This window comes from Bacillus sp. JJ1533, from assembly GCF_036965045.1.
Lineage (GTDB): Bacteria > Bacillota > Bacilli > Bacillales > Bacillaceae_L > Ferdinandcohnia.
Genome location: NZ_JBALOV010000042.1, coordinates 56,077 through 71,349, shown reverse-complemented (window position 1 = coordinate 71,349; position 15,273 = coordinate 56,077). Strand labels below are relative to the sequence as shown.

Annotated in this window: 14 protein-coding genes and 1 other annotated feature; all 14 genes read left to right on the top strand. The window is 39.1% G+C overall.

Annotated elements, in window-relative coordinates; all coding sequences use genetic code 11:
• The first annotated feature begins 607 nt into the window (after positions 1–607).
• The 14 genes from V7138_RS22345 to rlmB all read left to right on the top strand — a co-directional run bounded on the left by V7138_RS22345 (position 608) and on the right by rlmB (position 15,273).
• Entirely contained in the window at positions 608–1,309 is a 702-nt protein-coding gene (locus V7138_RS22345; RefSeq protein WP_335401768.1) for an MgtC/SapB family protein, read from the top strand.
• Positions 1,310–1,483: 174 nt separating this feature from the next.
• Entirely contained in the window at positions 1,484–1,948 is a 465-nt protein-coding gene (locus V7138_RS22340; protein ID WP_438824394.1) for a CtsR family transcriptional regulator, read from the top strand.
• Positions 1,949–1,972: 24 nt separating this feature from the next.
• Positions 1,973–2,518 carry a UvrB/UvrC motif-containing protein gene (locus V7138_RS22335; RefSeq protein WP_335401764.1) on the top strand — a complete coding sequence of 182 codons (546 nt, stop codon included), beginning with the start codon at positions 1,973–1,975 and terminating at the stop codon, positions 2,516–2,518.
• A gap of 3 nt (positions 2,519–2,521) precedes the next feature.
• A complete protein-coding gene (locus V7138_RS22330) occupies positions 2,522–3,616 on the top strand; it encodes a protein arginine kinase (RefSeq protein ID WP_335401762.1) in 1,095 nt (364 codons plus the stop codon).
• Positions 3,616–6,069, top strand: coding sequence for an ATP-dependent protease ATP-binding subunit ClpC (clpC, locus tag V7138_RS22325; protein WP_335401758.1), 2,454 nt, complete (start codon positions 3,616–3,618; stop codon positions 6,067–6,069). Before V7138_RS22330 ends, clpC begins: the two co-directional genes overlap by 1 nt.
• An 82-nt stretch (positions 6,070–6,151) precedes the next feature.
• Complete coding sequence (radA, locus tag V7138_RS22320; RefSeq protein ID WP_335401756.1) at positions 6,152–7,522, top strand: DNA repair protein RadA; 1,371 nt, start codon at positions 6,152–6,154, stop codon at positions 7,520–7,522.
• A gap of 270 nt (positions 7,523–7,792) precedes the next feature.
• Positions 7,793–8,884, top strand: a complete 1,092-nt coding sequence (locus V7138_RS22315; RefSeq protein WP_335401754.1) for a PIN/TRAM domain-containing protein — start codon at positions 7,793–7,795, stop codon at positions 8,882–8,884.
• Between the two features lie 28 nt (positions 8,885–8,912).
• Positions 8,913–9,599 (top strand): 2-C-methyl-D-erythritol 4-phosphate cytidylyltransferase, encoded by a 687-nt coding sequence (ispD, locus tag V7138_RS22310; RefSeq protein WP_335401752.1) that lies wholly within the window; start codon positions 8,913–8,915, stop codon positions 9,597–9,599.
• Between the two features lie 27 nt (positions 9,600–9,626).
• Positions 9,627–10,109, top strand: coding sequence for a 2-C-methyl-D-erythritol 2,4-cyclodiphosphate synthase (gene ispF / locus V7138_RS22305; RefSeq protein ID WP_335401749.1), 483 nt, complete (start codon positions 9,627–9,629; stop codon positions 10,107–10,109).
• A 46-nt stretch (positions 10,110–10,155) separates the two neighbouring features.
• Positions 10,156–11,613, top strand: a complete 1,458-nt coding sequence (gltX, locus tag V7138_RS22300; protein ID WP_335401745.1) for a glutamate--tRNA ligase — start codon at positions 10,156–10,158, stop codon at positions 11,611–11,613.
• 46 nt (positions 11,614–11,659) lie between these two features.
• Positions 11,660–11,931: a binding site (T-box leader), on the top strand.
• A gap of 123 nt (positions 11,932–12,054) precedes the next feature.
• The gene (cysE, locus tag V7138_RS22295) at positions 12,055–12,726 is read left to right on the top strand and encodes a serine O-acetyltransferase (protein WP_335401770.1); all 672 of its coding nucleotides are present in this window, start codon (positions 12,055–12,057) and stop codon (positions 12,724–12,726) included.
• Positions 12,707–14,104, top strand: a complete 1,398-nt coding sequence (gene cysS, locus V7138_RS22290) for a cysteine--tRNA ligase (protein ID WP_335401743.1) — start codon at positions 12,707–12,709, stop codon at positions 14,102–14,104. The genes cysE and cysS overlap by 20 nt, the downstream gene beginning before the upstream one ends.
• 3 nt (positions 14,105–14,107) lie before the next feature.
• A complete protein-coding gene (locus tag V7138_RS22285; protein WP_335401741.1) occupies positions 14,108–14,512 on the top strand; it encodes a Mini-ribonuclease 3 in 405 nt (134 codons plus the stop codon).
• 17 nt (positions 14,513–14,529) lie between these two features.
• Positions 14,530–15,273, top strand: coding sequence for a 23S rRNA (guanosine(2251)-2'-O)-methyltransferase RlmB (rlmB, locus tag V7138_RS22280; protein ID WP_335401739.1), 744 nt, complete (start codon positions 14,530–14,532; stop codon positions 15,271–15,273).

The following is a 15,273-nucleotide window of genomic DNA, read 5'->3' as shown; positions in this document are numbered from 1 at the left end:
TTGGTCTTTTTTATTTTGTATTTGTGAATCGTGCCCGTTTTAAGACTAGCTTGCCAAATAAGGAAATGAGAACTCTTGAAGATATAGTTTTTTAGAATGTATAAATTGCCACGAATGGAAACTGTATAACGCCTAAACTGCGAAACAACAAATGATACACTGCAAACGCTATAAACGATAGACAACCCAACTGGCAAACAACAAATGATATACCGCAAACGGTATAAACGATATATCACCCAACCAACAAACAATAAAATAATTATACAGCAGTCTCCCCGAACCGTATCACCCTGCCCAGTAATCATAATCCTAAAAACGAAAAAACCAACAGAATCGAATTCCCACATACAAATAGCTCTCTTTGTTAAAACTTCACACCTAAAAAAAACCGATATTTTAAATAATGTTGCTCCTAGTAAAAATGGCTATATTCCTAAGACTGAAATACTATTCTAAAAAAGAAAGTCCGGAAAATCATAAACTTTTTAGTTGAATCGTATAATTATAAAACACGTAATTATTTCTAATTATTTTAAAGGGGATTTTACTTCCCTATCGAATATTTCTAGTTACAGGATCTATAGAACAGAGGAGGGATGTGACCATGACACAATTTTTAGCATCGTTCCAAACTCAGGAATTTTTAACGATGTCGATTCGTATTTTTATGGCGGCCCTATTATGTGGGTTGGTTGGATTGGAAAGGGAAGTACATAAACATCCTGCTGGATTCCGTACACATTTACTGGTTGGAGTTGGTTCTTGTTTAATGATGCTGATGTCTATTTATGGATTTCAACCTTACTTAGAGATGAGTACAAATGTCCGCTTTGACCCGGCACGAATTCCTTCATATGTAATTAGTGGGATTGGGTTTTTGGGAGCAGGAACGATTTTGGTCAGGGATGCAACGGTTCGAGGGTTAACGACAGCAGCATCGATTTGGGTTGTTGCAGGACTGGGGTTAATAATTGGGCTAGGGATGTATGCACCTGCTATTTTAACAACAATTGTTGTTTTACTGAGCTTGATTTTCTTGAACCGATTTGAAGAGTTCTTTTTTAAATCCACCAAACGAAAAGTCGTTCATATCATTATTCATGAGGATATTTCCTCATTTTCAGGAGTCTTAAAATTATTTAAGGATAATGGTTTTAAGGTAAAGGATTTTAATATTAAATATTCAAAAGAAAAAACGGATAATAATTGTCAATATACATTTGATGTTGAAGTGGCAAGTAAAAATGAGCGTTTACGCTTATATGAGGAAATGTCAAAGCTAGAAATGGTTCAAAAAATTTTTTAATTTGGTGTTTAGAGGGGTGCCTGGTTTGGAAAGCATAGGATAGTAGAGCCTCATAAATGGAAAATGATTGCCTATTTCTTCTTAAGCCACATGCGAAACAGTTGAAAAATTAGTGCGGTCAATTTATATTATACTTATAGTCAAATATAGTCAAAGTCAAGGTGAGGTGTGGTCATAATGAGGAATATATCTGATATCATTGAACAATATTTAAAAAGTGTTCTTGATACAAGTGATCGAGCTATAGTTGAGATTAAAAGAAGTGAGATTGCCGATAAATTTGAATGTGTCCCATCTCAAATTAACTATGTGATAAATACCAGGTTTACGTTAGAAAGAGGTTATTTAGTGGAAAGCAAGAGAGGTGGCGGTGGCTACATTCGGATCATGAGGGTGAAGTCAAATGATGACTCTCAGCTGATCAAACAACTCGTACGCCTTATTGATAAACGGATTTCTCAAACTAGTGCTGAGGATGTCATTTTGCGCTTAATTGAGGAGGAAGTGATCTCGAAAAGAGAGGCAAAGATAATGCTGAGTGTAATTGACCGTTCTGTCTTGTTTATAGAGCTTCCACATCGGGATGAATTAAGAGCAAGAATGTTAAAGGCAATGCTTACATCCCTCATGTATAGATAATAGGTTAAGTAGGAAGGTGTTATCATGATATGCCAAGAATGTAATCAACGCCCTGCGACATTTCATTTTACAAAGGTTATTAATGGTGAAAAAACAGAAGTTCATATTTGTGAACATTGTGCACAAGAAAAAAGTGAGATGTTCATGTTTCCAGGCACATCTGGCTTCTCCATTGATAACTTATTAGCAGGACTTCTTCAGTTTGAGCCGCTTACTGGTTCAAAACAACAAGCATTTCAAAAAAATGAAGTTTTACAATGCGAGAACTGTAAAATGACTTTTCAACAATTTGCAAAGGTAGGTCGGTTCGGCTGTTCACAATGCTATCCAACCTTTGAAAAACAACTTACCCCAATCCTAAAACGACTGCATAGTGGTAATACACATCATACAGGGAAAATTCCAAAACGAATCGGAGGCTCCTTCCATATTCGGAAAGAGATTGAACAATTAAAGCAAAAGATGCAGGAATATATTTCGTTAGAGGAATTCGAAAAGGCTGCAGAAGTGCGTGACCACGTAAGGGACCTTGAAAAGAAACTGAGTGGTTACAAGGAAGGGGAGGTTTAATCAATGTCACTTGAGCATTTTATCAATCAAGCCTTAAGTGCATGGATGAGTCAAGAAGGTCCTGATTCAGATATTGTCTTAAGCTCACGGATTAGACTTGCTCGAAATCTGAAAAATGTACCTTTCTCAACAGTTTATTCAAACGAAGATGCAGAGCAAATTGTCAACGTCTTTCAAAAGGGTTTTGCAGGCAAGAGTTTTCCATCAATTGGGAAATTTGAATTATTAAAAATGATGGAACTTCAGCCCAATGAAAAAAGAGTACTCGTTGAAAAGCATTTAATTAGTCCGCATTTAGCGGAAAATTCTCCGTTAGGCGCTTGTCTTTTATCGGAAAATGAAGAAATTAGCATCATGATTAATGAAGAGGACCATATCCGAATACAATGTTTATTCCCAGGGTTGCAATTATCAGAGGCTTTACGGGTTGCGAATAATCTAGACGATTGGATCGAAGAGCATGTCGATTATGCATTTGATGAAACAAGAGGATATTTAACAAGCTGTCCAACAAACGTGGGAACTGGACTTAGAGCATCTGTTATGATGCATCTTCCAGCACTTATCCTTACACATCAAATGAGTCGGATCATTCCAGCAATCAATCAACTGGGCCTTGTTGTAAGAGGTATATATGGAGAAGGCAGTGAAGCATTGGGGAATATTTTCCAAATATCCAACCAAATCACGCTAGGAAAAACGGAAGAAGATATTGTGGATGACTTAAAGAGTGTAGTGGCACAGTTGATTGCACAAGAGCGTTCTGCTCGTGAAGCACTTGTGAAGACTTCCAACATTCAGTTAGAGGATCGTGTATTTCGTTCCTATGGAGTTTTAGCAAATAGCAGGATCATTGAATCGAAGGAAGCAGCAAAGTGTTTGTCAGATGTTCGATTGGGTATTGATCTTGGCTATATTAAAGATATTTCAAGAACCATCCTTAATGAACTCATGGTTTTAACTCAACCTGGATTCTTGCAGGTCTATGCCGGTGGGGCACTACGCCCTAATGAAAGGGACGTTAGAAGAGCGTCTATTATTCGAGAAAGAATAAAACTAGAAAATAATAAGACTACTGACATGGAGGGTGATGGGTAATGATGTTTGGCAGATTTACTGAGCGTGCACAAAAGGTGTTAGCATTAGCGCAAGAGGAAGCTGTCCGTTTGGGACATAACAATATTGGAACTGAACATGTATTATTAGGTCTTATCCGTGAAGGAGAAGGAATTGCAGCAAAGGCTTTACTTGCACTTGGATTAGGTCCTGAAAAAATTCAAAAAGAAGTAGAAGCCCTAATTGGCCGTGGCCAGGAAGGCTCACAGACAATCCACTACACACCACGTGCTAAAAAGGTCATTGAATTATCAATGGACGAAGCCCGTAAGCTTGGTCATTCTTATGTTGGAACAGAGCATATTCTACTTGGATTAATTCGTGAAGGTGAGGGTGTTGCTGCAAGAGTATTAAATAATCTTGGAGTGAGCCTAAATAAAGCACGCCAACAGGTTTTACAACTATTGGGCAGTAATGAATCCTCCTCAGGTCATCATGGCGGCGGTTCGGCAAATGCGAACACGCCAACCCTAGATAGCCTTGCTCGTGATCTTACGGCGATTGCTAGAGAGGGAAGTCTCGATCCAGTCATTGGACGTAGTAAGGAGATTCAACGTGTAATTGAAGTACTAAGCCGTCGTACAAAAAACAACCCTGTTTTAATTGGGGAGCCTGGTGTTGGTAAAACGGCAATAGCTGAAGGATTAGCTCAGCAAATCATAAATAATGAAGTACCAGAAACACTGCGTGATAAGCGTGTAATGACACTTGATATGGGTACTGTTGTTGCGGGTACAAAATACCGTGGAGAATTTGAAGATCGTTTGAAAAAGGTAATGGATGAAATACGCCAAGCTGGAAATATCATTCTATTTATTGATGAACTCCATACATTAATCGGTGCTGGAGGGGCAGAAGGGGCAATTGATGCATCGAATATCTTAAAGCCGTCTCTTGCTCGTGGTGAACTACAATGCATCGGTGCAACCACACTAGATGAATATCGAAAGTATATTGAAAAAGATGCTGCTCTTGAGCGTCGTTTCCAACCCATTCAGGTGGATGAACCAACTGTAGAGGAATCTATCTTAATTTTAAAAGGACTGCGTGACCGCTATGAGGCACACCACAGAGTATCGATCTCTGATGAATCCATCATCCAAGCAGTTAAGCTGTCAGACCGTTATATCTCGGATCGCTTTTTGCCAGATAAGGCTATCGACTTGATTGATGAGGCTGGTTCAAAGGTTCGTCTTCGTTCGTATACTGCACCACCAAATTTAAAGGAGCTTGAACTTAAGCTTGAAGAGGTTCGTAAGGAAAAAGATGCAGCTGTTCAAAGTCAGGAATTTGAAAAAGCTGCTTCATTACGAGATTCAGAGCAACGCCTTCGTGAGCAGCTGGAAGAAACGAAGAAAAACTGGAAGGAAAAACAGGGTCAAGAGAATTCTGAAGTTACAGTAGACGATATTGCAATGGTTGTTTCAAGCTGGACGGGTGTCCCTGTATCAAAACTAGCACAAACAGAAGCGGATAAACTACTTAACATGGAAGAAATCCTTCATTCACGTGTAATTGGTCAGGAAGAGGCCGTAAAAGCAGTTTCCAAGGCTGTTAGACGCTCACGTGCTGGATTAAAGGATCCAAAGCGCCCAACTGGTTCATTCATCTTCCTAGGGCCAACAGGGGTCGGTAAAACTGAATTGGCACGTGCTTTAGCTGAATCTATTTTTGGCGATGAGGATGCGATGATTCGTGTGGATATGTCTGAGTACATGGAGAAGCATTCCACGTCAAGATTAGTAGGCTCACCTCCAGGATATGTAGGTTATGAAGAAGGTGGCCAATTAACAGAAAAGGTTCGCCGTAAGCCATATTCTGTTATCTTGTTAGATGAAATTGAAAAAGCTCACCCTGATGTGTTCAATATTTTACTTCAAGTTCTTGAGGATGGACGTTTGACAGACTCAAAAGGACGTACGGTTGATTTTAGAAATACAATCTTAATTATGACATCTAACGTTGGAGCTAGCACATTGAAGCGAAACAAATATGTCGGCTTTGCGCTTGACGATGAGAAACAAGATTATAAAAACATGAGGGATAAGGTAATGGAAGAGCTAAAGAAAGCATTCCGTCCGGAGTTCCTTAACCGTATCGATGAGACCATTGTCTTCCATTCACTGGAGAAGAAGCATTTAAGGGAAATCGTTACCCTTATGGCAGATCAGTTAACAAAACGCCTGCGGGAGCAAGAATTCGAGCTTGAATTAACAGAAGCTGCTAAAGACCGAATTGCTGAAGAAGGGTATGATCCAGAATACGGAGCACGTCCATTACGTCGTGCGATTCAAAAACAAATTGAAGACCGTTTGTCTGAAGAGCTATTACGGGGTAATATAGAAAAAGGAAAGAAAATTGTAATGGATTTTGTGGACGGAGAGTTCGTAATCCAGACAAAAGAAGCTGAAGAAACAAAAGAAACAGTGAAATAAAAAAGCATGTAAGTGTAAAAGGGGTATACATCAAAAACTCATTCGTGTATACCTCTTTTTTTCTAAAGAAAGGATTAATGTCATGGCAAAAACAAAGACAAAATTCACCTGTCAATCCTGTGGCTATGAATCACCAAAATGGATGGGGAAATGTCCCGGATGTGGTGCGTGGAATTCATTAGTCGAAGAAACATTACATAAACCAGCTAGAAAAGGTGCTTTTACTCATTCAAGTCCCACAGTTCAAAGCAAACCTTCACCAATCACTTCAATCGAGTCAGTAAATGAACCTAGAATGTTTACAACGAATAAAGAATTTAATCGAGTACTTGGCGGCGGAATCGTCCATGGTTCCCTTGTGTTAATTGGGGGTGACCCAGGTATAGGGAAGTCCACCTTGCTGCTACAAGTATCCTCCCAATTAGCCAAACAGAGTAAAGTTTTATATATTTCCGGTGAGGAATCGGTCAAGCAAACAAAGCTAAGATCAGATCGTCTGGGGGTTTCCTCTGATCAATTGTATGTGTTAGCAGAGACTGACCTTGAGTTTATTTCCCAGACAATTACCGAACTTAATCCATCCTTTGTTGTGATTGATTCCATTCAAACCATTTATCACTCTGATATCACTTCTGCCCCAGGTAGTGTATCTCAGGTACGGGAATGTACAGCAGAATTAATGCGAATTGCAAAGACAAATGGGATTGCCATTTTTATCGTTGGTCATGTAACGAAAGAGGGAAATATTGCAGGTCCGCGTTTACTAGAGCATATGGTGGACACTGTTCTTTATTTTGAAGGGGAACGTCATCATACATATCGTATTTTGCGGGCTGTAAAAAACCGTTTTGGTTCTACGAATGAAATGGGTATTTTTGAAATGAAAGAAACAGGCCTTGAAGAGGTTGCAAACCCTTCTGAGATATTTTTAGAGGAGCGTTCTGCAGGTGCTGCAGGGTCAACTGTTGTAGCCTCTATGGAGGGAACACGACCGGTCTTAGTTGAAATTCAAGCACTGATATCACCAACTAGTTTTGGTAATCCACGCCGTATGGCAACAGGAATTGACCATAACCGAGTATCTTTATTAATGGCTGTACTAGAAAAAAGAGCAGGATTTCTTTTGCAAAATCAAGATGCCTATTTGAAGGTCGCAGGTGGTGTAAAGCTAGACGAACCAGCGATTGATTTAGCTGTTGCCTTAAGTATCGCCTCTAGCTTTAGGGATCAGCCGACAAAACCAACAGATGTCATTATTGGGGAAGTGGGCTTAACGGGTGAGGTAAGACGTGTTTCTCGAATTGAGCAGCGGGTTCAGGAAGCAGCCAAGCTTGGCTTTAAGCGAGTAATTCTTCCAGAGCGAAATTTAGGGGGATGGACGATTCCAAAGGGAATTGAAGTAATTGGTGTGAGTGATATTAGGCAAGCCATCCAACATACATTAGAAAAATAATTTAAAATTCCTCCTTGAAAAATCCAATCAAAATGAAACATTTTGATTTCTTTATTCGTATAGTAAGTGTGAAAGCAGGTGGACATCCACCTTCCATAACAAAGCCAAATAAATTTTTTTCATAGCAGTAATAATTTTGTCAGGATTAAAAAATAATATATGAGTAGCCTTTTACACATCTATGTCATTCTGTTTACATTTTGAAAAAGCTATTTATTCTAGGTTTCAATTATTATAAAGTGATTATAATGAATAGGAGGAGGTGAAGGAATGTTAAAACGTATTGTACAGCTCTTTTTTCTCATCGTGGGAGGTATGCTTGGAATTGTCTATCTGCCGGATTTATTAAAGCTGTTAAATATCGACAATATTCCATATCTAAATAATTCATACACGCTTGCGATTTTAGGTGCTATTATATTATTTATTGTTACTTATTGGTTAGTAGATTATATCGTAGGTTTAATTAAATGGCTTGAAGAGTCATTAATCAAAGCTCCTGTTACAGATGTTTTATTTGGAAGCCTAGGTTTGATTTCAGGATTAATTGTTGCGTTTTTAATTGTGATTCCATTAGACCGTATTTCCTTTTCGGTTGTAAATACAGTGCTTCCTATTTTCATTACCCTGCTTTTAGGATATTTAGGTTTTCAGGTTGGATTTAAAAAGCGGGATGAGCTTGTGAACTTATTCTCTATTAACCGAGCTGGAAAGAAGAAAGGCCTGGAGGAAGAGGAAGTAAACCAACAAGCGAAAAAACTAAAAATTTTAGATACGAGTGTTATTATTGATGGACGAATCGCGGACATTTGCCAAACTGGATTTCTTGAAGGAACGATTGTCATTCCTCGATTTGTGTTAGAAGAGCTTCAGCATATTGCGGATTCTTCAGACGTGTTAAAGCGTAACCGCGGTCGAAGAGGACTAGATATTTTAAATCGAATTCAAAAAGAACTGTCAATCAAGGTTGAAATCTACGAAGGTGATTTTGACGATATTCAAGAGGTTGATAGTAAGTTAGTAAAGCTCGCGAAATTAACGATGGGTGTAGTCGTAACAAACGACTTTAATCTAAACAAAGTATGTGAACTGCAGAATGTAGCAGTGTTGAATATTAATGACCTTGCCAATGCGGTTAAGCCAGTAGTATTACCTGGTGAAGAGTTAAGTGTTCAGGTCATTAAGGATGGTAAAGAGCATAATCAAGGTGTTGCATATCTAGATGATGGTACAATGATTGTGGTCGAAGAGGGTCGCGACTATATCGGAAAGCGCATCGATGTCCTTGTAACAAGTGTTTTACAAACATCAGCTGGCCGAATGATTTTCGCAAAGCCAAAATTGCTCGAAAAAGCATTATAATTTTCTACATTGATAGGGGCGTAACGGGGTGAATTATCAGGTTGTAATTCCTGCGGCAGGTCAAGGAAAAAGAATGAATGCAGGAAAGAATAAACAATTCATCGAATTGAAGGCAATACCAGTTATTATTCATACATTACGAGTTTTTGAACATGACCCGATGTGTTCGGGAATTATTTTAGTCATTAATAAGGATGAACAGTCCATCTTTGAAGAATTGATACAAACGCATCATATCAAAAAGGTTGTTTCCTTGGTACAGGGTGGTAGTGAGCGCCAATATAGCGTCTATAATGGCTTACAAGCCGTAAAGGACACAGATATTGTGTTAGTTCATGATGGTGCAAGGCCCTTTCTGAAACAAACGCATGTTCATGAGCTAGTAAATGTAGCAACAGAAAAGGGAGCAGCCGTGCTAGCGGTTCCCGTAAAGGATACAATTAAACGCGCCTCTCGTGATTTATATGTAGAAGAAACAGTTGAACGTTCTAGCTTGTGGGCTATCCAAACCCCACAAGCTTTTCATGTTTCTATCTTACAAGAAGCACATGAGATGGCAAAAAAAGAGGATTTTCTTGGTACAGATGAAGCGAGTCTCGTTGAAAGAATTCCAAAACAAGTATATATTGTTAAAGGCGATTACTTGAATATGAAACTAACAACACCAGATGACTTAGTGTTCGCGGAAGCAATTTTACAAAACTGGACAAGATAAATAGAAAACAAAAAAGGGGGATCACCCATGTTTCGTATTGGACAGGGCTTTGATGTTCATCAATTGGTTGAAGGACGCCCGTTAATTATAGGTGGAATTACCATTCCATATGAAAAAGGTTTACAAGGACATTCCGATGCGGATGTGCTACTGCACACTGTATCGGATGCCTGTCTTGGAGCGATTGGCGAGGGAGATATAGGGAAGCATTTTCCAGATACAGACCCAAACTTTAAGGACGCTGATTCTGCTAAACTTCAACAGCATGTATGGAACTTGGTAAAGGAAAAGGGATATAGACTTGGGAATATTGACTGCACGATAATCGCCCAAAAGCCTAAAATGGCACCATATATCGAACAAATTAGAGAGCGGATTGCCCAATTGCTAGAAGCAGATCCGTCCCAGGTAAATGTGAAAGCCACGACGACTGAAAAGTTAGGCTTTACTGGTCGTAGTGAAGGTATTGCCGCAATGGCGACAATCTTATTACAAAAGGCAGACAGCTAATTCTTCATAAAAACTATTAATAAAGCGTTGTAACGGAGGGTACATAATGTCAAATAACGTACGTGTGCGCTATGCGCCAAGTCCAACAGGACATTTGCATATAGGAAACGCAAGAACAGCCTTATTTAACTATTTATATGCAAGAAACCAAAACGGAAAATTCATTATCCGTATTGAAGATACAGACAAGAAACGAAATATTGAAGGCGGTGAAGAAAGCCAGCTTAAATATTTAAAGTGGCTTGGAATTGATTGGGATGAAGGACCAGATGTTGGTGGTGAGTACGGACCGTACCGCCAATCAGAACGGAATGAAATTTATGAAAAACATTATACAGCGCTTCTTGAAAAAGGACTCGCTTATAAATGCTATTGTACCGAAGAGGAAATTGAAAAAGAGCGTGAAGAGCAGATGGCACGTGGTGAGACACCTCAATACTCCGGAAAATGCCGTCACCTAACTAAGGAACAGCAAGCAGCTCTTGAAAGTGAAGGAAGGCAACCTAGCATTCGTATCATTATTCCACAAGGAAAGGTCTACACATTTAATGATATGGTAAAAGGGGAAATTTCTTTCGAGTCTGAGGGCATGGGCGATTATGTAATCGTGAAGAAGGATGGAACGCCAACCTATAATTTTGCAGTAGCCATTGATGACCATCATATGGAAATCTCACATGTGTTACGCGGGGAAGACCATATTTCTAATACTCCAAAGCAAATGGTGGTGTATGAGGCGTTTAATTGGGAGATTCCAACATTTGGACATATGACATTAATCGTCAACGAAAACCGTAAAAAGCTTAGTAAACGAGATGAATCTATCATTCAATTTATTGAGCAATATGAGGAACTTGGATATTTACCAGAAGCCTTATTTAACTTTATCACTTTATTAGGCTGGTCACCAGGTGGGGAAGAAGAGCTTCATTCAAAAGAGGAGTTCATTAATATTTTCAATCCAGCACGTCTATCTAAATCACCAGCTGTATTTGACACTCAAAAGCTAACTTGGATGAATAATCAATATGTGAAAAACATTGACCTTGATCGCTTAGTTGAGCTTTCATTACCACACTTAATCAAAGCAGGCAGATTGAGCGAGCATTTAAATGATACTGACAAGGAATGGGCACGTGATCTAATTGCACTCCATCAAGAAAAGATGAGCTATGGAGCAGAAATTGTTGACCTAACAGACTTATTCTTTAAAGATGAGGTTACGCTAGAAGTGGATGCGAAGGAAGTCCTTGAGGGTGAAACCGTTCCGGAAGTTTTAAAGGCCTTTTTACAAGAGGTTGAAAGCCTTGAAACCTTCGGTGCAGATGAAATTAAAGCAGCGATTAAAGCTGTTCAAAAAGGAACAGGTCAAAAGGGGAAGAACTTATTTATGCCAATTCGTGCAGCAGCAACAGGTCAGCTTCATGGTCCAGATCTGCCACAAGCGATTCACCTATTAGGGAAAGAAAAAATAATTTCACGCCTTAAAAGTTTAATTAGTTAACATTTGGCTGAAAATGTAATATAGTATAGTTAACAAATTATATATTGTAAAAGTGTTGATAAGGAGAGTAAATAAGTAATTTACTTTAACGTATTTGTGAATATACAAATACGAGCAGAGAGAACCATCACCGGCTGAAAGTGGTTTAAGGAAAATGCTTATTGAAATGCACCTTTGAGTCTTTTGTTGAACCGATATCGTAACTGGTAACCTAGTAGACAAAAGCGGAGTCTCACCGTTAAGAGATTAAGTTGAGGTAATGGACGATTCATACATTGCCTAAACAGAGTGGAACCGCGCAATTGAAGCGTCTCTGTGTTTTTACACAGGGACGCTTTTTTATTTTGAGGAAATAAATAATGTGTCTAGCTTCAGGCTACATTGACTCTTTGATCTAGCTCGTATGCTGGCGCTTAAAGTTTTTCTAATCAAGGAGGGTTGATTGTGTTTAGACGAATGAAAGAGGATATCGAGGTTGTATTTGAACAAGACCCAGCTGCAAGAACCCATTTTGAGGTTATCTTGACTTATTCCGGATTGCATGCCATTTGGGCACATCGTGTGGCACATTTTCTTTTTACACGAAAGATGTTTTTCTTGGCGAGGCTGGTATCCCAAATAAGCCGCTTTTTCACAGGAATTGAAATTCACCCTGGAGCTAAAATTGGTCGTCGTTTTTTTATCGACCACGGTATGGGCGTGGTGATTGGTGAGACGTGTGAAATCGGAAATAATGTGACCGTATTCCAAGGTGTTACACTTGGTGGTACAGGGAAGGAAAAAGGAAAGCGGCATCCAACAGTTAAAGACAATGCGCTTATTGCATCAGGTGCAAAAGTTTTAGGATCGATAACAATTGGAGAAAATTCAAAGATAGGAGCGGGTTCGGTTGTTCTGCAAGATGTTCCTCCGAATTCGACAGTTGTCGGGATACCGGGTAGGGTTGTGATCCAAGATGGTGTTAAAATTAGAAATAGCAAGGATTTAAATCATCGGGATTTACCAGACCCTGTTTCAGATAAAATTAGAGAACTAGAAAATGAAATAAAAAGCCTAAAAGAGGAATTAAAGCAAAAGGAAGGAGCAAGGGACAATGCCCATTCACATATATAATACGCTAACAAGAAAGAAAGAAGAGTTTAAACCGCTTGAAGAAAATAAGGTAAAAATGTATGTGTGCGGCCCGACCGTATATAATTATATTCATATAGGAAATGCACGCCCTGCTATTGTGTTTGATACAGTCCGTCGTTATTTTGAATTTAGAGGCTATGACGTTCATTATGTATCTAACTTCACAGATGTGGACGATAAATTAATCAAAGCTGCGAATGAATTAGGGGAAGAAGTGCCAGCCATTGCAGAGCGTTTTATCAATGCTTATTATGACGATGTGTCTGCGCTAGGATGCAAAAAAGCAGACGTTCATCCAAGAGTTACAGAAAATATGGACATTATTATCGACTTCATCCAAGCTCTGATTAATAAAGGCTTTGCCTATGAATCAGAAGGTGACGTGTACTACCGTACAAGAGAATTCAAGGAATATGGCAAACTCTCACACCAATCGATTGATGAACTGCGTGTGGGGGCAAGAATTGAGGTTGGGGATAAGAAGCAGGATGCCCTTGATTTTGTGTTATGGAAGAGTGCCAAGCCTGGTGAAATTTACTGGGAAAGTCCATGGGGTAAAGGCAGACCTGGATGGCATATTGAATGCTCAGCGATGGCAAAAAGATACTTGGGTGAGACGATTGATATTCATGCAGGTGGTCAAGACCTTGCATTCCCGCATCATGAAAACGAAATTGCACAATCAGAAGCAGTGAATGAAAAGACATTTGCAAACTACTGGATGCACAACGGTTATATTAATATCGACAATGAAAAAATGTCAAAGTCCCTTGGGAACTTTGTATTGGTTCACGATATTATTAAAGAAGTAGATCCGCAGGTATTACGCTTTTTCATGCTGTCTGTTCATTATCGTCATCCCATTAACTACAGTCTAGATTTACTCGAAAGTACGAAAAATGCATTAGAACGATTACGTACTTCCTACTCAAATCTAAAGCATCGTTTAGAAAGCAGTACGAATCTAACAAGTAATGATGAAGAATGGTTAGACAAAATATCCGCTTTCCGAAATGAATTTATTACAGCGATGGATGATGATTTTAATACAGCGAATGCAATTTCTGTCTTGTTTGACCTCTCGAAACAAGCGAACTACTATTTGCAGGAGAAAAACACGTCGGATAAAGTTATCCAAGCCTTTTTACAGGAGTTCGAGGTATTGTTTGATACGCTTGGGCTTAAATTAGAGGATGAACAATTACTTGACGAGGAAATCGAAGAACTAATTGCAAAGCGAAACCAAGCTCGTAAGGACCGTGACTTTGCTTTATCTGATCAAATCCGTGACCAGTTAAAAGCAATGAACATTATTCTAGAAGACACTCCTCAAGGGACAAGATGGAAAAGAGGATAATCGATGAATTTATCAGATAATCAAATTGATAGCCATCAATTAAATAGTCTTGCTCTTGCATATATGGGTGATGCCGTGTACGAAATGTATGTACGGCATTACCTATTGCAAAAAGGAAGTGTAAGACCTAATCAACTTCATAATCAGGCGAAGCATTATGTTTCTGCCAAAGCTCAGTCTGCTGTGATACACAAAATGATGGATGAAGAATTTTTTTCGGAAGAGGAACGAGCAGTCATCAGAAGGGGCCGCAATGCGAAGAGTGGAACCGTCCCAAAAAACACAGATGTTCAGACATACCGATATAGTACAGCATTTGAAGCTTTGCTCGGTTTTCATTTTTTACAAAATGACACGGACAGAATTCATTCCATTATTGAAGAAGCATTTCGAATTATTGAATCTTAAGAAAGGAGGAAAAAGAAATGGCGAGTGATTATACAATTGGAAAAAACCCTGTTATTGAAGCATTAAAATCAGAGCGGGACATTAATAAAATATGGATAGCGGAAGGTTCGAGTAAAGGGCAAATGAATCAGGTTCTTTCTCTAGCAAGAGAAAGAAATGTCATGGTTCAATTTGTTCCGAAGAAGAAGATTGACCAAATGGTTGAAGGGAATCACCAAGGGGTTGTCGCTCAGGTAGCCGCATATGAGTATGCTGAGGTTGATGATATTTTAGATTTAGCTAAAGAACGAAATGAAGCTCCATTTATTATTTTGTTGGATGAATTGGAAGATCCCCATAATCTTGGCTCGATTCTTCGTACAGCAGATGCAGTTGGGGCCCATGGAGTGATTATACCGAAAAGAAGAGCAGTTGGTTTAACCGCTACTGTTGCAAAGGCTTCTACAGGGGCAATTGAATATATACCAGTTGCGCGCGTTACAAATCTAGCAAGAACGATTGATGAACTAAAGGACCGTGGTGTATGGATTGTTGGTACAGATGCGAAGGGAACTGAGGATTACCGAAATGTTGACGGAAAAATGCCAATAGGCTTAATAATTGGCAGTGAAGGAAAAGGTATGGGACGTCTTGTGAAGGAAAAATGTGATTTTCTTCTAAGATTACCGATGCAAGGAAAGGTAACTTCGTTGAATGCATCTGTTGCTGCAAGTTTACTTATGTATGAGGTATATCGTAAGCGGAATCCGTTAGGAGAATAA